Annotated in this window: 23 protein-coding genes; 7 read left to right on the plus strand and 16 right to left on the minus strand. The window is 73.8% G+C overall.

Translation table 11 applies throughout. The annotated features are described in order from the left end of the window. Positions 1 to 220: 220 nt before the first annotated feature. The 11 genes from ACFWE1_RS16310 to ACFWE1_RS16360 form a co-directional block, all read right to left on the minus strand. Positions 221 to 1,462, minus strand: a complete 1,242-nt coding sequence (locus ACFWE1_RS16310) for a M23 family metallopeptidase (protein ID WP_376934458.1) — start codon at positions 1,460 to 1,462, stop codon at positions 221 to 223. A gap of 179 nt (positions 1,463 to 1,641) precedes the next feature. Beyond that, the gene (locus tag ACFWE1_RS16315) at positions 1,642 to 2,466 is read right to left on the minus strand and encodes an inositol monophosphatase family protein (protein WP_376934459.1); all 825 of its coding nucleotides are present in this window, start codon (positions 2,464 to 2,466) and stop codon (positions 1,642 to 1,644) included. Between the two features lie 23 nt (positions 2,467 to 2,489). After that, positions 2,490 to 3,488 (minus strand): LacI family DNA-binding transcriptional regulator, encoded by a 999-nt coding sequence (locus tag ACFWE1_RS16320; RefSeq protein WP_376934460.1) that lies wholly within the window; start codon positions 3,486 to 3,488, stop codon positions 2,490 to 2,492. A gap of 43 nt (positions 3,489 to 3,531) precedes the next feature. After that, positions 3,532 to 4,605 carry a C45 family autoproteolytic acyltransferase/hydolase gene (locus tag ACFWE1_RS16325; protein ID WP_376934461.1) on the minus strand — a complete coding sequence of 358 codons (1,074 nt, stop codon included), beginning with the start codon at positions 4,603 to 4,605 and terminating at the stop codon, positions 3,532 to 3,534. A 58-nt stretch (positions 4,606 to 4,663) separates the two neighbouring features. Next, complete coding sequence (locus ACFWE1_RS16330) at positions 4,664 to 5,797, minus strand: P1 family peptidase (protein WP_376934462.1); 1,134 nt, start codon at positions 5,795 to 5,797, stop codon at positions 4,664 to 4,666. Next, positions 5,794 to 6,834 (minus strand): P1 family peptidase, encoded by a 1,041-nt coding sequence (locus ACFWE1_RS16335; protein WP_376934463.1) that lies wholly within the window; start codon positions 6,832 to 6,834, stop codon positions 5,794 to 5,796. The genes ACFWE1_RS16330 and ACFWE1_RS16335 overlap by 4 nt, the downstream gene beginning before the upstream one ends. Beyond that, positions 6,831 to 7,595, minus strand: coding sequence for an ATP-binding cassette domain-containing protein (locus ACFWE1_RS16340; RefSeq protein WP_376934464.1), 765 nt, complete (start codon positions 7,593 to 7,595; stop codon positions 6,831 to 6,833). Before ACFWE1_RS16340 ends, ACFWE1_RS16335 begins: the two co-directional genes overlap by 4 nt. Beyond that, the gene (locus ACFWE1_RS16345) at positions 7,592 to 8,452 is read right to left on the minus strand and encodes an ABC transporter ATP-binding protein (protein WP_376934465.1); all 861 of its coding nucleotides are present in this window, start codon (positions 8,450 to 8,452) and stop codon (positions 7,592 to 7,594) included. The genes ACFWE1_RS16340 and ACFWE1_RS16345 overlap by 4 nt, the downstream gene beginning before the upstream one ends. After that, the gene (locus ACFWE1_RS16350; RefSeq protein ID WP_189085560.1) at positions 8,449 to 9,333 is read right to left on the minus strand and encodes an ABC transporter permease; all 885 of its coding nucleotides are present in this window, start codon (positions 9,331 to 9,333) and stop codon (positions 8,449 to 8,451) included. Before ACFWE1_RS16350 ends, ACFWE1_RS16345 begins: the two co-directional genes overlap by 4 nt. After that, the gene (locus ACFWE1_RS16355; protein WP_376934466.1) at positions 9,330 to 10,301 is read right to left on the minus strand and encodes an ABC transporter permease; all 972 of its coding nucleotides are present in this window, start codon (positions 10,299 to 10,301) and stop codon (positions 9,330 to 9,332) included. The genes ACFWE1_RS16350 and ACFWE1_RS16355 overlap by 4 nt, the downstream gene beginning before the upstream one ends. 7 nt (positions 10,302 to 10,308) lie before the next feature. Further along, a complete protein-coding gene (locus ACFWE1_RS16360) occupies positions 10,309 to 11,937 on the minus strand; it encodes an ABC transporter substrate-binding protein (RefSeq protein WP_376934467.1) in 1,629 nt (542 codons plus the stop codon). 301 nt (positions 11,938 to 12,238) lie between these two features. Here ACFWE1_RS16360 and ACFWE1_RS16365 point away from each other — a divergent pair, with 301 nt between their 5' ends. Beyond that, positions 12,239 to 14,080: an MOSC domain-containing protein gene (locus ACFWE1_RS16365; RefSeq protein ID WP_376934468.1), complete on the plus strand. Its 1,842-nt coding sequence runs from the start codon at positions 12,239 to 12,241 to the stop codon at positions 14,078 to 14,080. A gap of 61 nt (positions 14,081 to 14,141) precedes the next feature. Next, positions 14,142 to 17,144 carry an aminotransferase gene (locus ACFWE1_RS16370; protein WP_376934469.1) on the plus strand — a complete coding sequence of 1,001 codons (3,003 nt, stop codon included), beginning with the start codon at positions 14,142 to 14,144 and terminating at the stop codon, positions 17,142 to 17,144. 138 nt (positions 17,145 to 17,282) lie between these two features. Here the strand turns inward: ACFWE1_RS16370 and ACFWE1_RS16375 are convergent, their stop codons facing one another. Both ACFWE1_RS16375 and ACFWE1_RS16380 read right to left on the minus strand, forming a co-directional pair. Continuing rightward, positions 17,283 to 18,728: a catalase gene (locus ACFWE1_RS16375; RefSeq protein ID WP_376934470.1), complete on the minus strand. Its 1,446-nt coding sequence runs from the start codon at positions 18,726 to 18,728 to the stop codon at positions 17,283 to 17,285. Between the two features lie 124 nt (positions 18,729 to 18,852). Next, a complete protein-coding gene (locus ACFWE1_RS16380) occupies positions 18,853 to 19,293 on the minus strand; it encodes a Fur family transcriptional regulator (RefSeq protein WP_376934471.1) in 441 nt (146 codons plus the stop codon). A gap of 136 nt (positions 19,294 to 19,429) precedes the next feature. Here ACFWE1_RS16380 and ACFWE1_RS16385 point away from each other — a divergent pair, with 136 nt between their 5' ends. From ACFWE1_RS16385 to ACFWE1_RS16400, 4 genes are all read left to right on the plus strand, one after another. After that, the gene (locus ACFWE1_RS16385; protein WP_376934472.1) at positions 19,430 to 19,969 is read left to right on the plus strand and encodes a hypothetical protein; all 540 of its coding nucleotides are present in this window, start codon (positions 19,430 to 19,432) and stop codon (positions 19,967 to 19,969) included. Then, positions 19,966 to 20,184, plus strand: a complete 219-nt coding sequence (locus ACFWE1_RS16390) for a hypothetical protein (RefSeq protein WP_376934473.1) — start codon at positions 19,966 to 19,968, stop codon at positions 20,182 to 20,184. The genes ACFWE1_RS16385 and ACFWE1_RS16390 overlap by 4 nt, the downstream gene beginning before the upstream one ends. A 56-nt stretch (positions 20,185 to 20,240) precedes the next feature. Then, on the plus strand, positions 20,241 to 21,179 hold the full coding sequence (locus ACFWE1_RS16395; protein WP_376934474.1) for a carbohydrate kinase: 939 nt from the start codon (positions 20,241 to 20,243) through the stop codon (positions 21,177 to 21,179). A gap of 144 nt (positions 21,180 to 21,323) precedes the next feature. Continuing rightward, positions 21,324 to 22,211 (plus strand): ScbA/BarX family gamma-butyrolactone biosynthesis protein, encoded by an 888-nt coding sequence (locus ACFWE1_RS16400; protein WP_376934475.1) that lies wholly within the window; start codon positions 21,324 to 21,326, stop codon positions 22,209 to 22,211. Here the strand turns inward: ACFWE1_RS16400 and ACFWE1_RS16405 are convergent. Further along, positions 22,174 to 22,836: a ScbR family autoregulator-binding transcription factor gene (locus tag ACFWE1_RS16405; protein ID WP_376934476.1), complete on the minus strand. Its 663-nt coding sequence runs from the start codon at positions 22,834 to 22,836 to the stop codon at positions 22,174 to 22,176. The genes ACFWE1_RS16400 and ACFWE1_RS16405 overlap by 38 nt on opposite strands. Before the next feature lie 66 nt (positions 22,837 to 22,902). Between ACFWE1_RS16405 and ACFWE1_RS16410 the strand changes: the two genes are divergently transcribed. Continuing rightward, positions 22,903 to 23,778: an NAD-dependent epimerase/dehydratase family protein gene (locus ACFWE1_RS16410; protein WP_376934477.1), complete on the plus strand. Its 876-nt coding sequence runs from the start codon at positions 22,903 to 22,905 to the stop codon at positions 23,776 to 23,778. On the opposite strand, the gene ACFWE1_RS16415 is transcribed toward ACFWE1_RS16410, so the two are convergent. Next, positions 23,766 to 24,257 (minus strand): META domain-containing protein, encoded by a 492-nt coding sequence (locus tag ACFWE1_RS16415; RefSeq protein WP_376934478.1) that lies wholly within the window; start codon positions 24,255 to 24,257, stop codon positions 23,766 to 23,768. The two genes, ACFWE1_RS16410 and ACFWE1_RS16415, sit on opposite strands and share 13 nt — an antisense overlap. A 261-nt stretch (positions 24,258 to 24,518) precedes the next feature. After that, positions 24,519 to 25,172 carry a hypothetical protein gene (locus tag ACFWE1_RS16420; protein WP_376934479.1) on the minus strand — a complete coding sequence of 218 codons (654 nt, stop codon included), beginning with the start codon at positions 25,170 to 25,172 and terminating at the stop codon, positions 24,519 to 24,521. Positions 25,173 to 25,259 lie beyond the last annotated feature (87 nt).

Here is a 25,259-nt window from a genome sequence, read left to right on the forward strand (position 1 = left end):
CGAGCACACCGCAGCCGCCGCCACGCAGCCACTGCTCGCCTCCGGCGACATGGCCCCAGGCATCCTGCCCGCCGACACCACCGTCTGGCTCACCCACTGAACCCGCGCTGCGCCGGCCCCGGGGTCGGCGCAGCGGCCCCGGCCGGGCAGCGCACAGCCGGGCAGCCCACAGCCGGGCAGTTCCCAACCGGGCGGTCAGCCGATCAGCCGGCCGGCCCGATCAGTTCGTGTTGGCGTAGAGCCACTCGAGCGGGTCGACCCAGGTGCCGTTGATGCCGCCGATGCGGATCTCGAAGTGCAGGTGAGGCCCCGTCGACATGCCGGTGTTGCCGGTCTCGCCGATGACCTGGCCGACGTGCACGGTGTCGCCGATCTCGACGGTGCGGGAGCCCTCGATCATGTGCGCGTAGACGCTCGTGATGGTCTGGCCGTTGATGACGTGGTCGATCATGACCACCGTGCCGAGCGAGCCGCCCTCATCGGTCGACTGGGAGACGACCCCGTCGGCGATGGCCTGGATGTCGGCGCCGAGGCCCGGGTTGAAGTCCTGGCCGTGGTGGTCGCTCGAGCAGCCGGCGCAGTCGCGGTAGCCGAAGCGGTCACCGATGTGCACGCCGACCGCGAAGGGCCACTGGATCGTGCCGTTCGGGTTGTTCGTGAAGGTCGCCTCGGGGCGGATGCCGGCCGCGGCGGCGTACTCGGCGATCGACTGCGACTTGTAGGACTCGAGGCCGAGCTCGGGGGTGGCCGCGATCGCGTCGCCGCTGGTGTCGAGCGTCTGCCCCGCCTCGCGGCCGGAGTCGGTGCCGGTGAGCGCCATGGCCTGCACGTCGTCGGAGCTCAGCAGCGACAGCGAGGGCACGGAGGTCGCGACGGCGAGCAGCGCGGCGAAGCTCATCGCGACGAGGCTCGTGAGCTTGGCGCCGCTGCGGCGCGCGCGGGCGGGCGCGGTGCCGGCGAAGGCGGCGTTCGCGGAACGCGCCGGCCGGCCGGCGACGGGCGCCGTCGCCGGGTGGGTCTGCTTCGTCGGCACGGGCTGCTTCGCGAGGCGGCGCGAGCGCGCCTGCGGCGCCTCCTCGCGCAGCCGGGCGCGGCGGCTGAGCTGCGCCTCGGGGCTGGGCGCCGGGATGGCGGGGACCGCGGCGGCGAGCTGCGCTTCGGCCGGCGCGGGCAGGGCCTCGGCGATGCGGGCGGCGGGGTGCGGCTCGACCTGGGCCGGCGCGGCCTCGGCGGCGGCGACGACGGCCTCGACCGGAACGGGCTCGCCCGAGATGATGGCGTCGAACAGCTCGACGCCGGTGGGCTCCTCGACGACGGCGGGAGCGGGAGTCGTGGGGGTGGCGGCCAGCTCGGCGGCGCGCTCCCGTTCGCGAAGCTCTCGACGGGTCAGGGGTCGTTCAGACCGCGAAGGGGTCTGAGTGCCTGGCGTGGAACCGTCGGGCACGAGGGGGGACTCGAGCACGTAGGGGCTTTCGGCGTTGGGGGCGGACGTAGGGGCCGTCATTCCGAGCGGGACTCGGGTAACAGATTGGTAAAGGCTACCCCGGGCACGCCGATCGCGCCACCCATCCGGCGGCCGGTCCGGTCGGCATCCCCGCCGTTCCGGGCGACGCGCCGTGAGAGCGGTCCCGGGCCCGCCGCTCAGGCGGGCAGCCCGGCCGCCGTCAGCGCCGCGCGCAGCTCCGGCGCGAGCGCCGGGCCGGCCGCGACGAGCAGCTCGCTCGACTCCGGTCCGCCGTCCGGCCCAGTGACGAGCGCACCCGCCTCGCGCGCGATGAGGGCCCCGGCGGCGTGGTCCCACGGGTTCAACCCGGTCTCGTAGAAGCCGTCGAGCCGGCCGGCCGCGAGCGCGCAGAGGTCGAGGGCGGCCGAACCGAGGCGGCGCAGGTCGCGGATGTCGGGCAGGAGCGCCGCCGCGACGGCGCCCTGGGCCCGGCGCACCTCGGCCGCATAGCCGAAGCCGGTGCCGATGAGCGCGCGCGACAGCGGCACGGGGTCGTTCACGCGCAGCTCGGCGCCGGCGAGGCGGGCGCCGCCGTCCTTGCTCGCCTCGAAGAGCTCGCCGGAGACGGGGTTCACGACGACGCCGGCGAGCGCGGTCCACTCGGCCGGGTCGGCACCGCCGGAGACCACGGCGATGCTGATCGCCCAGTTCGGGATGCCGTAGAGGAAGTTCACCGTGCCGTCGATGGGGTCGACGATCCACTCGAGCCCGCTCGTGCCGATGCGCGCCGCGTCCTCCTCGCCGAAGACGCCGTCGTCCGGGCGCTCCTCGGCGATGAGCTCTCGGATGAGCGCCTCGGTGTCGCGGTCGACCGCGGTCACGATGTCGAGCGGGGTCGACTTCGTCGCGGCGACGCTCACCCCTTCCCGGCGGGCGGCGAGCGCCTGTTCGCCGGCGCGGACCGCGATGTCGCGGGCGAGGCCGAGGAGCTCGGCCGGGGACGGAACGGCTGCGGAGGTCATGCCCCCACGCTACGCGGCGGCCCTCAGCCCCGCGAGCGACCCTGGGTGGACTCGCGCACGTGCAGCTCGAGGGGCAGCTCGATCGAGGTGCCCCGCTCGGTCTCTCCGCTCAGCAGCCGGAACAGCAGCCGTGCGCACTCGGCGCCGGCCTCACCGCCCTTCGTGTCGATCGCCGTGACCGAGGGGTGCATGGCGCGCAGCGCGCTGTTGTCGACGCAGGAGGCGAGCAGCAGGTCCTCGCCGATCACCCGGCCCGCGGCGGTGACGACGGGGGCGACGGCCGCGGCGAAGCCGTCGCTCGCACCGATGAGCGCGTCGACGTCGGGCTCGCGCTCGAGCAGCGCGGCGGCCTCGGCCTGCGCCTGCGAGGCATCCGTGCCGAAGGTGGCGACCGCGACCGCGGGATCGACGCCGTGGTCGCGGCACCAGGCGAGGTACGACTCCTGGATGCCGATCGACCAGTCGGAGACCGTGGCCGAGGCGAGCAGGGCCGGGCGGTGCGCGCCGCGCTCGGCGAGGTGATCGAGCAGCACTCTCGTGTACGCGCCGTGATCCGACCAGACCACGCCGGTCGGCTGCTGTCCGCTCGGGAAGCGCTCGGAGGAGACCACGGGCAGCCCCATGGCGAGCAGCCGCTCGACCATGGCGTCGCCCTCGGCGGGGTCGATCATGACGAGGCCGTCGACGTGCGGGGCGTAGTTCGGCCGTGCCTCCTCGCCGGCCACGATCACGGTGACGTCGTAGTCGAAGCCGGCCGCGACGTCGACGACGCCGTAGACGAAGGAGAGGTAGTGCTCGCTGCGGAAGACCACCTGCGGGATGTACAGCCCGATCGCCCCGGTCGTCGCGGTGCGCAGCGAGCGCGCGGAGCGGTTGATGGCGTAGCCGAGCTCGGATGCCGCCCGCAGCACGGCCTCGCGGGTCGCGTCAGAGACGCGTCCGTGCCCGCGCAGGGCGTCGGACGCGGTCGTCTTCGACACCCCCGCGGCTCGCGCCACGTCCACGATCGTCGCCGGCGTCACGTGCCCTCCCCGAGTCCCCGCCATTGTGCCAGACCCTCCCCGCTCAGAACACCTGCCAGCTCGCGCGCTCGACGCGGCAGGGCCCGCCCTCGTGGAACTGCAGCCGGCCGGCCTCGAGGTCGAGCGAGATGGTCAGCAGCGTCTGCCAGCGGTGCTCGAAGGCGAGCTCGGGGTCGGGGTGGCAGCACACCGGCGCCCCGTCGGCGTCGTGCACGAGCATCCCGACCGCCCGCTCGACGGGGTCGTCCGAGCGGAACAGCGGCGCGCGCGCGAGCAGGTGCTCCAGGCGGGGGTAGCTGCTCGCGGTGGCGGGCGACAGTTCGCCGCCCGCGAGCGCCTCGTCGAGGAAGTGGTTCGTGTGCACGAGCAGCCCGTCGTCGTTCGGCCGCACGACGGCCGTGCCGCCGGGGCTCAGCTCGACGCAGACCGCGTCGGCGACGCCGTCGGTGTACGCGACGATCGTGAGCACCGTCGAGGCGCTGACCGCGGCGGAGGACGCGATCGCGACGGCCTCGTCCAGGGTCCGGGCCCGGTCGAGCACCGCGCGGGCGACGACGTGCACGGGGACGCCGATGCCCTCCCCGTCGCCCGCGTGGTTCAGGATGTTGAAGTGCACGCCGATCCCGGCGCTGTTCAGGCCGATCTTGCCGAGGATGCCGAACTCGGTGAAGTAGCGCACCTCGTGGTCGGGGCACACCCGGGCCCGCACGACGAGGGTGTGGTCGTTCGAGACGTCGTGCCAGTCCCAGGTCTGCACGGTGCGCGGCGCGGCATCCGCCGGCAGCGTGACGACCGTGGAGCACTCGCCCTCGCCGATCGCGCCGACCGTCGCGAGGATCTCGGTGCGCGCGTTGAGCACGCCGAGCTGCCAGTGCTCGAGCCCAGCACCGTCGGCGAGGCCGCGGAGCTCGGCGGCGAGTTCGGGCGCCCACTCCTCGGTGCGCTCGATCGCCTGCCGGCCGATGCCGGGGAGGTCGTCGGCGGCGACGCCGACGACGTCGAACAGCTCGGCGTAGCCGCGCGCGTTCCACGCGATCTCCTCGGCGCCGAAGCGGCCGAGGGCGAGCCCGCGCTGGTAGGGGTCGAGCTCGTCGGTCTCGAAGCGGCGGACGGTCATCTGGTCGGTCCTTCCTCGCGGCGCGCCGCGAACGGGGTGGTGCTGGTCGTCGCTCGGGTCATCGGCCGGCCTCGAGCACGGCGTCCCAGGCGAGCTCGGAGGCCACGGCCGCGAGCGCGATCGAGTTGACCGCCTGCTCGCCGAGGCGGGTGCTGCCGGCGGGCGGCAGCGCGATCTCGTCGGTGGTGAGCGCGAAGAGCGTGTCGCCGTCGTGGTTGGTGTGGAACGGCTGGATGGCCCGGTGCATCGAGCTGTGCACCTGGCGGCCGAAGAGCCGCAGCTCCTTGTCGTCGAGCTTCACGTTCGTGACGACCGCGGTGATCGTCGTGTTGCCGGCCGCCGTCACGGGCTGCTCGCCCGCGAGCAGGGCCGCCTCGTAGTCCACGACGGGCAGGCGCCGCTCGCCCGTCTCCGGGTCGTAGTTGCCGCGGACGATCCGGCCGTCGCGGTCGACGATGACCCCGACCGGGTTCACGATCGTGACGACGAGGATGCGGATGTCCCCGATCTGCCGGAAGGCGGCGCCCTGCCCCGTGAACTCGCAGCGGGAGAGGTCGATCTTGCCCGCCGAGGCGGCAATGCCCGCGCCGACCCGGCCGACCGGGATCGCGTCGGGGCGGGCGGCCTCGAGCGCGGCCCGGCCGAGCGCCGCGTCGGGCACGATGCCGGTGTCGCGCGCCCCCAGGTCGTAGATGACCGCGCCGGAGGCGGAGCGCAGATCCTGCCAGCCGACCCGGCCCTGCTCGCGCACGAGCAGCTCCTCGTCGACGCCCGTGGCGGCGGCGAGCCCGTAGGACGAGCCGCCCGCGAAGCAGATCGCGTGGTTGAACTCCTCGTAGCGGCCGATGATGCCGATCGCGCCTCCCCGGGCGTCGACCGAGGTCCGTGCCCCGTTCGCGATCGTGATCACCGTCGCGCCGGTCGGACCGTTCGCGTACTCGGCGGTGCCGACGGCGACGCCGGGGAAGTCGAAGGCGACGAGGCCGCGGCCGACGCCGTGGCTCGGCACGAGCTCGACGTCGTCGTTGCCGACGCGGTCGCCCCAGTAGGGCGGCGGCGTGAGCCGGTGCGGCGCTGCGCGGCCGGCGTCGCTCGCGGCGGGGTCGATGAACGGCACGTCGGATCCTTCCGTGGCGGTGCTGGTGGCGGGGGCGGTGGTCCGGCCGGTCGGCGCGGGCGCTGCGGCGCTCATCGGGCCGCCTCGAGCACGGCGTCCCAGGCGAGCTCGGAGGCGAGCGCGCCGATCGCGATCGAGTTGACCGGGGCGTCGTCGTCCTCGGCGGGGACGCTCGGATTGAGGTCGACCTCGTCGGTCGTGAGCGCGAACAGGGTGTCGCCGTCGAGTGCGGTGTGGAAGGGCTGGATGGCCCGGTTCATCGAGGAGTGCACCTGCCTGCCGAAGTGGATGAGCTCGCGGTCGCTCAGTCGCACGTTCGTGATCACCGCGGTGATCGTCGTGTTGCCGCGCTCGGCCCGCGGCTGCTGCGCCCGCTCGATCGCCGCGACGTAGTCGCCCTCGAGGCGGCGGCGCTCTCCGCGCTCGGCGTCGTAGTTGCCGCGCACGACCTCGCCGTCACGGTCGACGATGACGCCGACCGGGTTCGGCACGGTCACGACGAGCACGCGCACGTCGCCCGCTCGGGCGAAGGCGGCGCCCTGGCCGGTGAGCTCGGTGCGGGCGTAGTCGATCTTGCCCGCCGAGGCGGTGGCGCCGGCGCCGACCCGGCCCACGGGGACGCGGCCGTGCTCGGCGGCGCGGATCGCGGCCCGCCCGAGCGCGGCATCCGGGTGGATCGCCGTCTCGCGCGCCGAGTAGTCGTAGATGACCGCGGTCGAGACGAGCTGCAGGTCGTCGACGCCGCCGCGGTTGCCGCCGCGGGCGCGGAGCTCGTCGGCGACGCCCGAGCCGGCGGAGAGGCCGTACACCGAGCCGCCGGTGAGGCAGATCGCGTGGGCGAAGTACTCGAAGCCGTTGCTCATGCCGATCGCGCCGCCGCGCGCGTCGATCGCGAGCCGGGCCCCCGCCGGGATGTGCAGCACGGTGCAGCCGGTCGGGCCGTTCTCGTAGGTGGCGACGCCGACCTCGACGCCGGGGAAGTCGTACGTGACGACGTCGCCCGACCAGTCGGTGCTCGGCACGAGCTCGACGTCGCGGTTCGTGGGCCGGGGGCCCCAGCTGGGCAGTCCGGCGAGCCGCGGCGGGATCGCGGTGGCTGAGGGGTCGGTCACAGTGCCTCCAGGAGTTGGCGGGAGTATTCGTGTTCGGGGGTCTCGTAGAAGCGGGCGGTGTCGGCGAGCTCGACGATCTCGCCGAGCCGCATCACCGCGATCCGGTGGGCGAGGTAGCGCACGGCCGCGAGGTCGTGCGAGATGAACAGGGCGCCGAAGCCGTGCTGCGCCTGCAGGTCGATGATGAGGTTCAGGATCTGCGCCTGCACCGAGACGTCGAGCGCGCTCACCGCTTCGTCGAAGACGATGAAGCGCGGGTTCGTCACGAGCGCCCGGGCGATCGCGATGCGCTGCCGCTGCCCGCCCGAGAGCTCGTGCGGGTAGCGCCCCGCGAGGGCGGGGTCGAGCCGCACCTGCCGGAGCAGCTCGGTGACCCGCTCGGCGTGCGCCGTGAGGCGCGAGCCGTCGAGCGCGGCGAGCGGCTCCGCGACCGAGAGGCCGACGGGCATCCGCGGATCGAGCGACCAGTGCGGGTTCTGCGGCACGGTCTGGATGAGGCCGCGGCGGGCCCGGCGCTGCTTCGGCCCGCCGATGGGCTCGCCGAGGAACCGCACCGTGCCGCTCGTCGGCTCGCGCAGCCCGAGGGCCACGCTCGCCGTGGTGCTCTTGCCCGAGCCGGACTCGCCGACCAGGCCGAGCGTCTCGCCGGCCCGCACGTCGAGGCTGACCTCGCGCATGGCGACGAGCTCGCTGCGGCCGCGCCCCCAGCCGGTGCGGAACACCGTCGTGACGCGGTCGAGCTCGAGGATCGTCTCGCTCATCGGGCCACCACCTCCTCCTCGTCGCGGAAGCTCGCCGCGAGCGCGGCGACGTCGACCGAGCTCGTCTCGATCCGCTCGCCCGGCTGCACGCCGGCCGGGTCCGCCGCGGCGAGCGCGACGGTGTAGGGGTGCGTCGGCGAGCCGAGCACCTGCTCGGCCGGGCCGTCCTCGACGACGCGGCCCGCGTACATCACCGCGACCCGCTCGCACCAGCGGCCGACGCTGCGCAGGTCGTGGCTGAGCCACAGCACCGTGGTGCCGGCGTCGCGGGCGAGGCCGAAGACGAGCTTCGTCACCTCGCTGCGCACGTTCGAATCGAGCGCCGCGGTCGGCTCGTCGGCGATCAGGATGCGCGGCGAGCGCGCCATCGTCATCGCGATCACGATGCGCTGGGCCATCCCGCCGGAGATCTCGTGCGGGAAGAGCCGCAGCACCCGCTCGGGCTCCCGCATCCGCACCCGCTCGAGGTGCCCGACGAGCGCGGCGCGGTCGTTCGGCAGCCCGCGCAGCGCGAGCTCGAGCTGGCGGCCGATCCGCATGGTCGGGTCGAGCGCCGAGATCGGGTCCTGCGGGATGAAGCCGAGCTGCTCCCGGCGGAGGGTGCGCAGCTCCTTCACGCCGAGCCGCAGCACGTCGTGCCCGTCGACGAGCACGCGGCCCTCCGGGTAGCGGGCGTTGCCGGGCAGCAGCCGGCCGACGAGCGAGCCGAGGGTCGATTTGCCCGAGCCGGACTCGCCGACGAGGCCGACGGTCTCGCCCGCGCGGACCGCGAGGCTCGCGCCGTCGAGGGCGCGCACGATGGTGCCGCCGGTCGAGTACTCGACCGCGACGTCCTGGATGTCGAGGATGGCGCTCATTCGAGGGACCTCGCCTCTCTCGGTTCGAATCGGTCGCGCAGGCTGTCGCCGATGAGGTTGATGGCGAGGATGGCGAGCACGAGGATGAGCCCAGGCAGCAGGATCAGCCACGGCGCCTTCACCATGTAGAGGGTGCCCTCCTGCACGAGGAGGCCGAGGCTCGAGCCCGGCAGCTGCACGCCGTAGCCGAGGAAGCTCAGGCCGCCCTCGACGAGGATCGCGACCGACAGCGCGTAGGTGCCCTGCACGGCGATCGTGCCCGAGATGTTCCGCAGCACGTGGCGGGTCATGATGACGGGCGTCGACACCCCGCTGATGACGGCCGAGGTGATGAAGTCGCGTTGCGCGACGAGCCTCGTCGCCTGCCCGACCATCCGCGTCATGAGCGGCACCGTGACGAGCACGATGCTGCAGAGCGCGGCGATGTAGCCGGGGCCGACGACCGCGGCGACGAGGATCGCGAGCACGATCGCGGGGAAGGCGTAGAGGATGTCGCCGACGCGCATGATCAGCCCGCCCGTGCGGCCGCCCCGGTAGCCGGCGATGATGCCGCAGAGCGTCGCGATGACGGCGGTCAGCAGCACGGCCACCGCGGAGAGCAGCAGCGTCGTCATGACGCCCTCGAGCAGCCGGGGCAGCAGCGAGCGGCCGAGGCTGTCGGTGCCGGCCGGGTAGGCGAGCGAGGGCGGGGCGAGCCGCGGCCCGACGATCGCGGTCGGGCTGCCGCCGAGGCCGAAGAGCCGGCCGAGCAGCGCCGCCGTGAACAGCACGGCGAGCGTCCACATCGCGGTCTTCGCGAGCCCGTCGAAGGAGGCGAGGTAGTCCCAGGCGCGGCGCAGCACGCTGCGCCGTCGCCCCTCGACCCGGATGACGGCGGTCATGCGCTCCGTCCCTTCTTCGCGACGCTCACCCGCGGGTCGACGAGGCCGGTGAGCACGTCGATCAACAGGCTCGCGATCACGAACACGGCGGTCGCGAGGAGCACGCCCGCCTGGATCACGGTGTAGTCGCGCCGATCGAGCGCGAGCACGAGGTAGGAGCCGATGCCCGGCACGTTGAACACCCGCTCGACGATGACGGCCCCGCCGAGGAGGTAGGCCGTGATCGTCGCGGTGAGGGTGAGCACGGGGATCAGCGCGTTCCGCAGCACGTGGTGGCGGATGATGAAGCCCTTCGGCTCGCCGCGCGCCACCGAGGCGGCGATGTGCGGCTCGACGAGCACCCCGATCACCGCGTCCCGGGTGGTGCGCGCGGTGGCCGCGACGCAGAACACCGAGAGCACGAGCGCCGGCAGCAGCAGCGAGACCACGCCGCGGCCGAAGTCCGTCGTCGGCGAGGTGAACGCGCCGACCGAGAGCCCCAGGTCGAAGCGGGAGAAGAGGAACACGACGAGGCAGCCGAGCACGAACTCCGGGAAGCTGATGCCGATCGTCGAGACGATCCTGGCGGCTGCGCTGCCGCGGCCGGTCGAGGCGTGCGTGCCCGCGTAGACGCCGAGCGGGATGCCGATCGCGATCGTGACGAGCATCGCCATCCCGGCCAGCAGCGCGGTGACCGGCAGCCGGGAGGCGAGCTCGTCGAGCACCGGCTGCTGGCTCGCGAGCGAGAGCCCGAAGTCGCCTCGCGCCGCGTTGCCGAGCCAGAGCAGGTACTGCTCGGGCAGCGAGCGGTCGAAGCCGAAGCTCTGCCGCAGCTGCTCGCGCTGCTCCTCGTTCGAGAGCGGGCCGAGCACGATCTGGGCGAAGTCGCCGGGGAGGCTCCTGACCGCGGCGAAGATCAGGATGGATGCCCCGAGCAGCACGACGATCGCGCTGAGGAGCCTCCCCGGGAGCCAGTGGAGCAGGCGCATGGTGCCGTTAGCCCTCGCTCTTCAGACGGAAGTCCGTGACGTAGCGGAAGATGTCGCCGTAGCCCTCGTTGGAGTTGATCGTGGGGCTGATCAGGTCGTCGCGGTAGGCGATGACGCCGGGGCGGGTCATCAGCGGCACCTGCTCGGCGCCCTCGTCGACCGCGGCGCAGAGCTTCGTGAGCGTCGCGTCGCGTCCCTCGCCGGCGGGCTCCTCGCTGGCGTCGACCACGAGCTGGTTGAGCTCGGGCGAGCCCTGCATGAAGCGCGCGGTGAAGCCGGCCTGGTCGGTGTTCCACCAGCGCGAGACCATCGCGGCGTCGCCGTAGCCGGCGTACCAGCTGACGCCGATGTCGGCGCCGGCGGTCTCCTCCGAGCCGTAGAAGGTGGCCCCGTAGGTGGCGTCGTCGACGATCTCGATGTCGACGGTGACGCCGAAGGGCTCGAGCTGCTGCTGGATGACCTGGGCGATCTTGCCGGGGGCGCTCTCCGAGTTCCAGGTCTGCAGCGACAGCGTGATGTTCTCGGCACCGGCGTCGGCGAGGAGCTTCGTGATCTCCTCGTCGCTCAGCTGCTGGCTCGGCAGCTCCTCGGGGTCGCAGGCGCCGGGCAGCGACACGGGCGAGACGCCGGTGGCGAGGCCGTGGCCGGCGAGCGTGAGGTCGGACAGCTGCGCGCGGTCGATCGCGGCGTTCACCGCGAAGCGCACCCGCTCGTCGGCGAGCGGCGAGTCCGGGTTCGTCGAGTTCAGGATGACGTAGTAGAAGTCGGTGTTCTGCTGGTTCACGACCTTGGCCTCGGGGGTCCCGGCGAGGAGGTCGAGGGCGTCGGCGTTGTTGAAGAACACGTACTGGGCGCTGCCGTCGCGGATGGCGGCGAGGCGGTTGGCCTCGTCGGGCACGATCTCGAGCTCGACGGCGTCGATGCCGAGCTCGTCGAGGCCGTGGTAGTGCGGGTTCTGCTCGAAGCTCCAGGACTCGTCCTGCACGTGCGCGGTGGGCACGAAGGGGCCGGTGCCGACCATCTCGGTCTTCAGGTCGACGGTGCCGTCTCGCACCTCCTGCACGGGGAGGATCGCGGCGGGGGTGTTCGCGAGGGCGCCGAGGAGGGCGGTGTACGGGGCGGAGAGCTTCACCGTGACCTCGAGGTCGCCGGTGACCTCGACGGACTCGATCGGGCCGAGCTGCAGCGACCACGCGGAGCCGGTCTCGAGCAGGAGTTCGATGCTGCCCTTCACATCCTCGGCGGTCATCGGCCGGCCGTTCGAGAAGACGGCGTCGTCGCGGAGGTGGAAGACGTACTCGGTGGGGCTGACCTCGTCCCAGGACTCGGCGAGGCCGGGAGTGAACTCGAAGTTCTCGTCGATGTTCACGAGCGTCTCGTAGGCGAGGCCCATGATCGTCCAGGAGCGGGCGGTGTCGGCCGTGCGGGGGTCGAGGCCGTTCGGCTCGACGGTGTCGTAGTCGAGGTAGGCGCGGAAGGTGCCGCTCGAGGCGATCGACTCGTCGGCGACCGCGAGGAAGCCGGGGGCGACCTCGGCTGCGGCGTCGTCGCCGTTGCCGGCTGGTTCGCCGGTACAGCCGGTGAGGAGCAGGGTGGCGGCGGCGAGGCCGCCGATGAGGGGGAACGCGTGTCGCATCGTTGTCGACTCCCTTGGGTTCGTGGGCGGGGGCCCGTGATCGGAGGGGTGGAGCAAGGGGTTCCTGGTGTGGCCACGGATGCCGGATCGTTCCGGCGTGTTGGAAAGCTAGCCCCGATCGGATGCCCCGTCAAGACCTCGCGCGCAGCTTTTCCAGAATCGAGACATCCCCGTGATCTCAGCCTCCGGATCGTTCCGGCAGCGTTGACGGGCTTCGCGCGGCCCGCTAGTCTCACTGCCAATGCCGGATCGATCCGGCACCGGATCGCCCCGACGATGCGATCGCGCTGAAGGAGGCGCCATGGCACCCGCTCACCTGGAGCGCATCGTGCGCTACCCCGTGAAGGGCCTGCCCGGCGTGCCCGAGACCGACGGGGCCGAGCTCCGCCCGGGTCGCGGCCTGCGCTGGGACCGCGGGCACGCCGTCGAGAACGGCACCGTCGTGCCGGCCGACCGCGCCGCCTGGCAGCCCAGGGAGACGTACTTCCACCTCGCCAAGTACGAGTCGATCGCCCGCATCCGCACCGCACTCGACGGCGCCGACGGCGACGACCCGGTGCTCACCCTCCGCGCGGACGACGCCGTCGCCCGGGTGCGCCTCGCCGGGCCGTCGCTCGACGCGGCCGACGCCGACGCGCTGCTCCGCGCGACGCTGCCCGCCGGCCCGCTCGGTCCGCCGACGCTCGTCCGCACCGCGGCCGCCGGGCTCTGGGACTGGCCCGCCGCCCACCTCTCGATCATCAACCTGGCGACGCTCGAGGCGCTCGCCGAGGCGGCCGGCGAGCCGGTCGACCCGCGGCGCTTCCGCGGCAACCTGTACCTCGGCGGCCTCCCCGCCTGGGGCGAGCTCGCGCTCCTCGGCCGCCGGGTGCGACTCGGCGGGGCGGTGCTCGAGGTGTTCCAGCCGACCGACCGCTGCCGAGCCACCACCATCAACCCGCTCGACGCGGTCTCGGATCTCAACGTGCCGGCCCTCCTCGCAAGCCGCTTCGGCCACATGTTCTGCGGCGTCTACGCCCGGGTCGTCGAGCCCGGCCGCATCTCGCCAGGCGACCGGATCGAGCCCCTCGACGAGCGCACGCCGCTCCCCGGGGCCGAGCACGGCTGGCCGCGCACCGGACGCGTCGTCGAACGCCGCCGGGAGTCGGCGGCGGTCACGAGCTTCTGGTTCGACGACCCGCTCGGCCTCCTGCCGCGCGCCCGGCCCGGTCAGCACGTGCGCATCCACGCCCCCGGCGCCGCGGCGCCGAACTGGCGCTGCTACACGATCTCCGCGACCGACGACAGCGCGAGCGAGTCGGGCCCGGCGGGCCGGTTCCGCATCAGCGTCAAGCGCGACGGCCGCATCTCCACGGCGCTGCACGAGCAGCTGGAATCCGGCGGCGAGCTCGTGGTCAGCGGCCCCTTCGGCGACGTCGTGCTCGAGGAGGACGCCTCCCGCGACCTCCTGCTCGTGAGCGCGGGCGCCGGCATCACCCCGACGGCCGCGATGCTGCGCGCCCGGCTCGCCGCGCCCGGCACCGGTCGGGTGCGCATCGTGCACAGCGAGCGGGACGCCGCCTCCGTCGCCCTCTGGGACGAGGTGCGGGACGCCGTCGCAGCCCTGCCCGACGCCGAGGCATCCCTGCACCTCACCCGTGACCCCGACGGGGCCGAACGCCTCGGCGCCGCGAGCGCGCGGCCGAACGCGGCGACGTTCGGCGCGATCCTCGCAGAGCTCGACCTCGACCGGCTCGACGTCTACGCCTGCGGCCCCGGCACCTTCACCGCCGACGTCCGGGCACAGCTCGCGGCACTCGGCGTCCACCCGGAACAGGTGCAGGCCGAGGTGTTCTTCTCCCCCAGCTCCGCCGAGCTCGCCGAGCCGCGGGAGCCCTCGACGAGCGGTCCGCACCGCATCACCGTCGGCGAGGACGAGCTCGACTGGCGCCCCGAGTCGGGCTCGGTGCTCGACGCCGTCGAGGGCATCGGCATCGACTGGACGAGCGGCTGCCGCGTCGGCGTCTGCGGCACCTGCGTGCGGAAGCTCACGAGTGGCACCGTCGAGTACCTGAGCGAGCCGCTCACGCCACCGCCCGCGGGCAGCGTGCTCGTCTGCTGCTCCGCCCCGACGAGCGATCTGGTGTTCGACCCCGGGGACTGAGCCCGCTGCCGCTCGCTCCGCACCGACCCATCCGCCGCCCGCGCACCCCGAAGGACCGATCATGCCCACGCTCCCCCTGCCCTCCGAGCTCGAGCTCGTGCAGCCCACCCCGCCCGAGCTCTCCGCCGCCGACGCCGAGCGCATCGCCCGCGACGCGTTCGGCCTGCGCGCCACCGCCCGCGCCCTCGGCAGCCACCAGGACCGCAACTTCCTCCTCGAGCGCGGCGACGAGCCGCCCGTGCTGCTGAAGATCGCGAACCCCGGCACGACGAGCGCCGAGCTCGAGGCGCAGTCGGCCGCCGCCGCACGGATCGCCGAGCGCGCGCCCGGCCTGCGCACCCCGCGCAGCCTCGCGCCGGCGGGGGCCGCTGAGGCCGCTGGGGCCGCGGAGCCCGGTGCCGCGACGGTGCGCGAGATCGAGGCGGGCGGGCAGCGACTCGGCGCCCGCGTGCTCGAGTTCCTCGACGGCGGCACGCTCTCGGGCAGCGGGCACCTCTCCCCCGCCGTCGTGCGCGGCATCGGCGAGCTGGCGGCCCGCGTCGATCTCGCCCTCGCGGACTTCGAGGCCCCCGGCGTCGAGCGGCCGCACCAGTGGGACCTCCGCCGGGCGCCCGCCGTGCTCGACGCGCTGCTGCCCTACGTCGGCGACGCCGCGCTGCGCGAGCGGATCTCCGCGGCCGCGCGCGAGGCCTGGGCCGTCGTCGAGCGGCTCGCCCCAGAGCTGCCGGTGCAGGCCGTGCACGGCGACCTCACCGACGACAATGTGGTCTGGAGCGACCCGCTCACCCGGCGACCGGACGGCGTCATCGACCTCGGCGACCTCAACCGCGGGTGGACCGTCGGCGAGCTCGCGATCACCCTCTCCTCGCTGCTGCACCACGACGGCGTCGACCGCCGCGCCGCCCTCCGCGCGGCGACCGCCTACCACCGGCTGCGCCCGCTCTCCCGCGCCGAGGCCGAGGCGCTCTGGCCGCTCGTCGTGCTGCGCGCCGCCGTGCTCGTCGCGAGCGGGCACCACGTCGTCGCGACCGACCCGGGCAACGCCTACGCCGCCGAGAACCTCGGCCACGAACTCGCGATCCTCGGCGCCGCCACCGCCGTCCCGCTCGCCGTGCAGACGGCCCTCGTGCTCGCGGCGACCGGGCACGAGCCCGAGACGCTCGCGCTGCCCGCGCACGGCCCGCTGCTCGGCGGCGTCCGCCCGGAGGAGCTCGCTCACGTCGAGCTCGGCACGACGAGCCCCGCACTGCACGGGGGACGCTGGCTCGAGCCGGATGCCGAGGCCGCCGCCGCCCGCGCGGCGCTCGCCGCCGGCGCCGCCGTGGCCGCGACCCGCTTCGGCGAGGCGCGGCTCACCCGCTCGACGCCCTTCGCGCAGGAAGCCCCGGCGAACGTCGCCCTCGGCGTGGAGCTCGCCCTCGCCCGCCCGGTCGAGCTGCTCGCGCCCTGGCCCGGGATCGTGACCGCCGGGGAGGACGGACTCGAACTGCGCGGTGACGGGCTCGTGCTGCGCCTCGACGGAGCCGAGGCATCCGCCCCCGCGGGCGCCGCCGAGCCGGGCGCCGGCGCCCACGTCGCCCGCGGCGCCGCGATCGGCCGCGCCGAGGCGCAGCTCGCCGTGCGCGTGCACCGCGACGGCGGCGCGACCCCGCCGTGGTTCGCGCCGGTCGCGGACGCCGCGGGCTGGCTCGCGCTCGTCGCCGACCCGAGCCCGCTCCTGGTGGGCGCGGAGCACGCGAGCACCTCGGCTGGCGATGCCGCCCTGCCGAGCGGAACCCGCGCCGCCCGCGAACTCATCGCCCGGCGCGACGCCGTCTTCGCCGAGGTGCAGGAGTACTACTTCGAAGAACCGCCCGCGATCGTGCGCGGCTGGCGCGAGCTGCTCGTCGACGCCGACGGCCGGGTCTACCTCGACGCCCTGAACAACGTCACCTCGATCGGGCACGCCCACCCGCGCCTCGTCGAGGCGGTGACCGAGCAGTGGCAGCTGCTGAACACGAACTCGCGGTTCAACTACCCCGCCGTCGTCGAGTACGCCGAGCGGCTCGCCTCGCTCGTGCCGGATCCGCTCGACACCGTCTTCCTCGTGAACAGCGGCTCGGAGGCGGTCGACCTCGCCCTGCGGCTCGCCCGCGCGGCGACCGGGCGGCGCGACATCCTCGCCGTGCGTGAGGCGTACCACGGCTGGACCGATCTCTCCGACGCCGTCTCGACCTCCGTCGCCGACAACCCGGGCGCGCTCGCGAGCCGCCCCGACTGGGTGCACACCGTCGACGCGCCGAACCCGTTCCGGGGGCGGCATCGCGGCGCCGAGGCATCCCGGTACGCGGGCGAGGCCGTCGCCGAGGTCGAGCGCCTCGCGGCGGCCGGCACCCCGCCGGGCGCGTTCATCGCCGAGACGTACTACGGCAACGCGGGCGGGATCGCCCTGCCCGACGGCTACCTCGCCGCGGTGTACGAGGCGGTGCGGCGGCACGGCGGCGTCGCCGTCGCCGACGAGGTGCAGGTCGGCTACGGCCGGCTCGGCGAGTGGTTCTGGGGCTTCGAGCAGCAGGGCGTGGTGCCCGACGTCGTCGCCGTGGCGAAGGCGATCGGCAACGGCCATCCGCTCGGCGCGGTCATCACGACGAAGGAGATCGCGGCGGCCTACCGCAGCCAGGGGTACTTCTTCTCGTCGGCCGGCGGCAGCCCCGTGTCGAGCGTCGTCGGCTCGACCGTGCTCGACGTGATCCGCGAGGAGGGGCTGCAGCAGAACGCCCGCGAGGTCGGCGGCTACTTCCGCGACCGGCTCGCGGAGCTCGGCGAGCGGCACCCGCTCGTCGGCGCGGTGCACGGCTCGGGCTTCTACCTCGGCCTCGAGTTCGTGCGGGACCGCGACCGCTTCGAGCCCGCGACCGAGGAGACGGCGGCGATCTGCGAGCGGCTGCTCGAGCTCGGCGTGATCGTGCAGCCGACCGGCGACCACCAGAACGTGTTGAAGATCAAGCCGCCGATGTGCCTCGGCCGCGAGGGCGTCGACGCGTTCGTCGCCGCCGTCGACCGCGTGCTCACGACGGGCTGGTGACTCGCCCGCCCCGAATCTCACAAGCCCCAGGGTTGCCCGACTTTCATGAACGTCGGGCAACCCTGGGGCTGAGTCCCGAGTTGCCCGACTTTCATGAAAGTCGGGCAACCCTGGACTGGCGCGCGGCTGGGCCGGGCGTCAGCCGGCGTAGGCGGTGCGCAGCGCCGCGCCGAGCTCTGCGTCGACGTTCGTCCAGTACTGGAAGAACCGCTCGCGGACCTCGTCGACCGTGATCGCGCGCGCCTGGCCGAGCAGCGTCGCCTGGAAGCGCGCCTTCGCGTCGGCCGAGTACACCTCGCGGTAGAGCGTGCCCGCCTGGCCGAAGTCGTCGTCCTCGGCGTGCAGCGTCGCCGCGGCGCGCACGAGTTCACCGTCCGACTCCCACGAGCCCTCGCCCGCGAGCTGCGCGTCGGCGACGGGTCCGCCGAAGGAGTTCGGCGCGTACACCGGCGTCGTCGGCGCGTTGAAGTGGTGCCGCTGCGCGCCGTCCTGCGAGTAGTTGTGCACGGGCGCCGCGTGCGGCGCGTTGACCGGCAGCTGCGCGTAGTTCGTGCCGACCCGGTAGCGCTGCGCGTCGGGGTAGCTGAACACGCGCGCCATGAGCATCTTGTCGGGGCTGATCCCGATGCCCGGCACCGTGTTCGCGGGCGAGAACGCCGCCTGCTCGATCTCCGCGAAGAAGTTCTGCGGGTTGCGGTCGAGCGTGAGGGTGCCGACCGGGATGAGCGGGTAGTCCGCGTGCGGCCAGACCTTCGTCAGGTCGAAGGGGTTGAAGCGGTAGGTCTTCGCGTCCTCGTACGGCATCACCTGCACCGAGAGGTCCCACTGCGGGAACTCGCCCCGCGCGATGGCGTCGTGCAGGTCGCGACGGTAGAAGTCCGCGTCGGCGCCCGCGATGGCCTCGGCCTCGGCGGCGTCGAGGTGCAGGTCGCCCTGGCGGCTCGCGAAGTGGTACTTCACCCAGAAACGCTCGCCGGCGGCGTTGATCCACTGGTAGGTGTGCGAACCGAAGCCCGGCATCTCGCGCCACGACTTCGGCAGGCCGCGGTCGCCCATGAGGTAGGTGACCTGGTGCGCCGACTCGGGCGAGAGGGTCCAGAAGTCCCACTGCATGTCGGCGTCGCGGAGGCCGGAGCCCGGCAGGCGCTTCTGCGAGTGGATGAAGTCGGGGAACTTGATGCCGTCGCGGATGAAGAACACCGGGGTGTTGTTGCCGACGATGTCGTAGTTGCCCTCGATGGTGTAGAACTTCACCGAGAAGCCGCGCACGTCGCGCCAGGTGTCGGGCGAGCCCTGCTCACCGGCGACCGAGGAGAAGCGCATGAGCGTCTCGGTCTCGACGCCGGGCTGGAAGAGCGCCGCCCGCGTGTACGCCGAGACGTCGTGCGTGGTTTCGAAGCGGCCGAAGGCGCCGCCGCCCTTCGCGTGCACGATGCGCTCCGGGATCCGCTCGCGGTTGAACTGGGCGAGCTTCTCGACGAGGTAGCGGTCGTGCAGCGCCGTCGTGCCGTCCGGGCCGGCGGTGAGCGAGTGCGCGTCGCTCGCGACGGGCGTGCCGGTCTGGGTGGTGGTGGGGTTCGTCATGCGTTCGTCCTTCGGTTCGTGGGCGGATGGGTGACGAGCCGCGCAGGGCGCGGCGGGCGCGGCAGGGCGCGCCGAACACCGCCGGGCAGGGCCGGCGGGGGCGGTGGGTCGGATGCCGGCGGCGCTACGCCGCCGGTTCCGATCTGCAGGACTCGCAGAGGCCCCAGAAGGTGACCTCGGCGGTGTGGATGGCGAAGCCGCCGGCGTCGGCCGGTTCGAGGCAGGGCGGCTGGCCGACGACGCAGTCGACGTCGGCCACGGTGTGGCACCTCGTGCAGACGAGGTGGTGGTGGTTGTCGCCCGTGCGGCGCTCGTAGAGGGCGGGCGAGCCGGCGGGCTCGATGCGGCGCAGCAGGCCCGCGCCGGTCAGGGCGGCGAGCACGCCGTAGACGGCCTGCAGCGAGGTCGTCGGCAGTTCGCCGCGCACGCGCTCGAAGACGGTGTCGGCGTCGAGGTGGCCGTGGTCGGTGAGCGCGGCGAGCACGGCCTTGCGCGGCGCGGTGACCTTGAGGCCCGCGGCGCGCAGTCGCTCCGCGTCGTCCGTCGCCATGCCGTGCAGCTCCATGCCTCGACCCTAGCAAGTTGTTTTGAGTGAATCAAAACAACCGGATGGATGCCTCGCCGGCCCGCCGGCCGATGCGGCGGCGATCGCGCCCGAATGGCAGGATCGATGCTGTCCACCGCAGCTGAGGAGCCCCACCATGACCGGACTCACCGACGTCACCCTCGACGACGACGGCGACCTGACCGCCACCGCCACCCTGCCCGGCGACCGCGTCGTCGCCGTGCTCTCGGAGCCGGAGGAGGGCACCACCGCCGAGCTCGGCGCCATGCGCGCCCTCGTGGAGCGCGCCCTCGCCCCGCTCGCCGAGTCCCACCTGCTCGCCGCCGACGCGCGCGCGGCCGAAGAGCTCGCGGTGGAGGACGGCGAGACCGTCGAGGTCGCGCTCGAGGGCGTCATCGTGCTGCCCGACGCGAAGCTCGTGCTCATGTACGACGCGCCCGGCCAGGGGGTCACCGTCTTCTGTGCCCTCGACGAGGACCTCGCGGTGGCCGAGGTCGAGCTCGACGAGGACGACGAGGAGTTCGAGTACGAATACGAGCTCGCTGGCGACGGCGACGGCGTCGAGAGCCGTTCCTTCGCCACGATGGACGAGCTGCTCGACCACTTGAGCCGGGCCGAGGCATCCGAGCGCGGCGCGGCCGACGCCGACGCCGAGAACGGCGACCGCCCGGCGTGACCGCGCCCGTCACCGTCCGCGAGCTCGGCGCCGCCGAGCTCGACGAGCTCGCCCCGCGCCTGCTCGCGATCCAGCACGCCGCCTACGCGATCGAGGCCGCGCTCATCGGCGACGACCGCATCCCGCCGCTGCACGAGGGCGACCAGGAGGTGCTGCCCGGGCTGTGGATCAGCCGATTCCGACGCGGCGCCCCGAACCGGCGCGCCTCCGGCTGACGAGCCGAGCACCGCACCCACCGCACCGCACCGAGGACCGAGCACCGGGAGCCGAGATGACCGCAGCGAACTGGCCAGCGGGGGCGCGCGCCCTGTCGATCGGCGAGGCGCTCGTCGACATCGTGCACGACCGCGCCGGCGGCGTCGCCGAGCATCCGGGAGGCAGCCCGCTGAACGTCGCGGTCGGCCTCGCCCGGCTCGGCGCGACGGTGCAGCTCGCCAGCTGCCTCGGCGACGACGAGCACGGGGCGATGGTGCGACGGCACGCCGAGGCATCCGGCGTGACGCTCGCCCCCGGCACGCTGGGCGCGATCGCCCGCACCTCGACGGCGCAGGCGACGCTCGCCGCCGACGGCGGGGCGAGCTACGAGTTCGCGCTCGAGTGGCGACCGGCACGGCCCGAGGTGAGCGGCTTCGACGTGGTGCACACCGGCTCGATCGCCGCCTACCTGGAGCCCGGCGCGGCGACCGTGCTCGACGCGGTCACCGAGGCCGCATCGGGCGCGCTCGTCTCCTTCGACGCGAACGTCCGCCCGACGCTGATCGGCTCGCGCGACGCCGCCGTCGTGCGGGTCGCCGAGTTCGCCCGGGTCGCGCAGCTCGTGAAGATGAGCGACGAGGATGCCGCGTGGCTCTACCCGGAGCGCAGCGCCGAGCAGTCCGCCGCGGCCCTCGCTGCGGAGACCGGCGCAGTCGCCGTGATCACCCGCGGCGCCGAGGGCGGGCTGCTCGCGGCCGGCTCGGAGGTGCTCGACTTCCCCGCCTTCCCGATCACGCCCGTCGACACGGTCGGCGCGGGTGACTCGTTCATGGCCGGCTTCCTCTTCGCGCTCGTCACCGAGGGCCTCGCGCCCGCACTGCGACGGCGCGCGACCACCGCGGGCGAACTGCTCCGCGCGGCGCGCTTCGCCGCGGCCTGCGCGGCCATCACGGCGTCGCGATCGGGCGCGGATCTGCCGAGCCGCGACGAGGTGACGGCGTTCCTCGCGGGCTGAACCCCGCCGACTCACCCCGCGCGGATGAGTGCGCGGGTACAGGCATCCCCCGATTCCTGCACCCGCGCACAGCCCCCCGACTAGGATCAGCATACCGCCTCCCCGGTTTCCCGTGAACCCCGAGCCAGATCCCTTGGAGCGCCAGTGCTGTCCTTCGACCAAGCGGTCCCGCGCCGTCTCGTCCATCGAAGTTCCACGAGCGAGGTGCTGCCCACCGACTTCGTGCGCTGGGGTGAGCACGAGTACATCGCCGCGCTGCAGTGGCCGAGGCGGCACGGCTACTTCGAGGCCGAGCTGCCCGGCTCCGCCCTCGTCACCGAGACCGTGCGCCAGCTGACGATCCTCGCCTGCCACGAGGGCTTCGGGGTGCCGCTCGGCCATCGCTTCCTGATGACCGGGCTCGGCTTCGCGCTGCTCCGGCGGCCGCTCGCCGCCAGGGCGGGCTCCGCGGCCGAGCTGCACGCGACCGTGCGGGCGACCCGCCTCGTGCGCACGCCGGGCGGCGCGTTCCGCAGCGCGCGATTCGAGATCTCGATCGCCGAGCCGACGGGCGGCACCGTCGCGAGCGGGCACGGCGACGCCCTCGTCGTCGCCCCGGCCGCGTACACCCGACTGCGCGGCGAACGCGCGGGCACCACGCCGCCGCTGCGCCGCCGCGGCCCGCTCGCGCCTCCGGCGGCGGTCGGCCGGCAGGACGAGCAGGACGTACTGCTCGTGCGGGGCGACGGCCTCCTCGTGCTCGACGTCGACCGCCGGCATCCGGTCTTCTCCGACCATCTCCTCGACCACACGCCCGGCGCCGCGCTCATCGAAGCCTGCCGTCAGGCGGCCCGGCTCGAGACGGCGGATCCGCAGCTCGAGTTCACCGCGTTCGAGGGGGACTTCCGGCGGATCGTCGAGTTCGATCCTCCGGCGACCGTCCACGCGACGGTCCGGGGCGAGCGGGCCGACGTCGAGATCCGGCAGGGGCGGCGCGTCGCGATGCGCGGCGAGGCTACGCTCGCTTCCGCCCGCGTGCCGGCTTCACGGTGAACACGTCGTCGGCGAGCGCGAGCTTCGCCGCGAGCTGCTCGGCGGGGATGATGGCGGTGAGTAGCACCCGCCAGAGGTCGTGGATGCGGTCGATCAGGTCGGCCCGCCCCGTGAAGGTGTCCGAGACGAGCTGGACGCCCGTGTACGAGGGGATGAGCGTGCGCGCGAAGATCTCGGGCGAGATCAGTCCGTTCGTCTCCCCCGCGGCCTCGGCCCGGCGGGCGAGCTCCTCGAAGGTCGCCATCCAGTCGCGGTACGGGTCGAGCAGCGGGGTGTCGAAGGTCGACGAGTCGGTGGTGAGGCGGATGCCGGCCCGAACGATGGGGTCGACGGTGAGGCGTTCGGCGAGGTCCATGCAGAGGCGCAGCATGTGCTCGACCGGAGTGAGCTCGCGCTGCAGGATCTCGGCCGCCGCCTCGCGGGTCACCCGGTGCTGCTCCTCGATGAGCGCCCGGGCGATGTCCTCCTTGGAGTCGAAGTGGAAGTAGAGCGCGCCCTTCGTGACGCCGGCTGCGGCGCCGATGTCGTTGAGCGTGGCGTTGGCGTACCCCGCGGTGCGGATCACCTCGGCCGCGCCCAGCATGATCTTCGCCCGTGTCAGTCGCGCCCGTTCCTGCTGGACCATTCCACCCCGCTTCGTCTCGGCTGCGGTCAACCCTAGTCAACCGCCCCCGGCAGAACGGAGCTGAACATGCCAGGAACTTTCGGCCCGACCATCGTGGTCCTCGGAGCGCGCGGGTTCGCCGGTTCGCGCGCCGCCGAGTCGGCCCGGCGGCTCCCGGGCTGGACCGTGCGCCCGGTCACCCGGGAGCTCGCCGACGTGCGGGATGCCTCGGCGATCGGCGTTGCCCTCGCCGGCGCCTCGGCGGTGGTGCACGCGGCGAGCCATGTGGGGAACGATGTGGAGCTGTGCCGGCAGGTGAACGTCGAGGGCACGGCGAACGTGGTCGCCGCCGCCACGGCGAACGGCGCCCGCGTCGTGTACCTGAGCACGGCGGCCGTCTCTGGGCGCGGACCGTTCCGCCGACTCGACGAGGCGGATGCCCCGCTCGCCCCGGCCTCGACGCTCAGCGCGAGCCGCGCGGCGGCCGAACGCATCGTGCTCGACGCCGGCGGGCTCGTGGTGCGACCGCATCTCGTGCTCGGCGCGGGCGACCGCTGGGTCGGGCCGGGTGTCGCCGCGCTCACCGCCGCCGCCGGCGGCCTCGTCGACGGCGGCGCGGCGGTGCACTCGGTGATCGAGGCGGGCACCCTCGGCGCGTTGCTCGTCGAGCTCGCGACGGGTCCGCGGCCGGCGCACTCGGTGTTCCACGCCGCCCATCGTGAGCCGGTGCCGGTGCGGGCGCTCGTCGCGGCGCTCTGGCCGGAGCGTCCGGCGCCGCCGAGCGTGCCGCTCGCGCGGGCTCGGGCAACCGTCGCCGGCTCGCCGGGCCTGGAGCGCGCGCTCGCCCTGCTGGCCGTCGACCACGACTTCGCCGTCGAGCGCGTCCTGGCGGCGGCATCCGCTCCCCTCGATCGACCGTTCGCCCTGCCGGCGGACGCGATCGAGTGGTATCAGCGAAGCTGACGCTCCGTCTCGTCGGCTCGCACGAGCTCGAAGGGCGCGCCATCGGCGTCGGTGAGCACGAGCGTGTGCGCCTCGGGATCGACCGCGGCAGAGATCGCCGACCAGACGGGCAGCGGCAGCACGGAGTTGTTGCAGCCGATCAGCGTCATCGCCCGTTCTCCATCGGTCGCGAAGCCGCCGCCTTCGACGCTCCAGGTGCCGATCGCGCCGTTGCACCCGTCGGAGGCCTCCCAGGTGCCATCGTCGGCGAACGCCACGAACGCGCCGGGGTTCGGCGGCTCGGGCTCCACCCAGCGGCCGACGAGATCCTCGGTCTCGGCTGGGCGCAGCTGCGCCGGGGCGGTGGCGGCCCTCGCGTCCCCACTCTCGGCCGGTGGCGCCAAGGAGGGCCGCTCCGAATCGCCGTCGGACTGGCCGACGCATCCGCTCAACGCGAGCAGGCCGAACGCGGCGATCGCCGCTGCCCGCCAGAACCTCATGCCTGCAGGGTATCTGTCGGCATTGGACAAACACGACCGTACGTATGGCACACGAGCGCACCGCTGTCAAGGCCCAGGGCCGAAGCGCCGGGATGCGATTCACTAACGAAGTCGCTTCGGGGGAAGCGGCGGCCCGGTAGCGAGAAGGGGGCTTCTCCTGCTGGATGCGTCAGGGGGCTGGCGCGGCCGGGAGCACCATCTGCGTGGCTCCCGGCCCACCCTGATCGACCTGAGGTCGATCGACGAGCAGCGAGACCGCCGCTAGCGCGTGTAGACGTTGTCGGCGCCCGTGTCGGCCGCGGGCGCCTCGACGCCCTCGTTCCAGTTGACCGTGTTGCGGTCGCCGTGCACCTCGAGTGTTTCGCTGATGCGCGTGAGCACCGCCGTGGCGTCGTTCGCGTCGAGCATCAGTCGCACGACCTCGCCGCCGTTGATGGTGGCCCCGTCGGCCTCGATCACGAGCTCACCCGCCGAGACATTGGTGAGATGGGTCGCCGCCGCCTCGGTGACGAGACGCTGCACCGAGTCGACGTTGAGCGTCACCCCCTCGGCGAGCACCCGCACCTCGCCCCACTCGGCGCCGAGGACGCTGGCGTTCGGCCCGGAGATCTCGACCGTCTCGGCGGAGTCGATATTGCCGGCGAAGTCCGCGCCCGTGATCGTGACCGTGCCGCAGGGGCCATCGACGACCGCCGTCGATGCCGCGGCGGCGATCACGATGTCCTCGCCGTCGACGCAGCTGCCGCCCTGCGAGAGGTCGCGCCCCTCGCCCGCCGCGGCAGCCTCGCTCGCCGTCGCATCGTCGGCGGCGGCCGTCTGCCCTGCCGACCCTGCTCCCGCCGATGGGGCGGCACCGGCGCAGCCCGTGAGCAGCAGCGCGAACGCCAGCACTCCCGCGCCACCCGCGACCTTCACGCCCCGCCTGCGAACGAACCTCTGCCGAACTGCCATGGTCATCCCTTTCGATCGATGCCGCGCGGGCCAGCGACCGCCGACGCGCAC

Origin of the sequence: Agromyces sp. NPDC060279 (assembly GCF_042726785.1) — a bacterium.
GTDB lineage: Bacteria > Actinomycetota > Actinomycetes > Actinomycetales > Microbacteriaceae > Agromyces.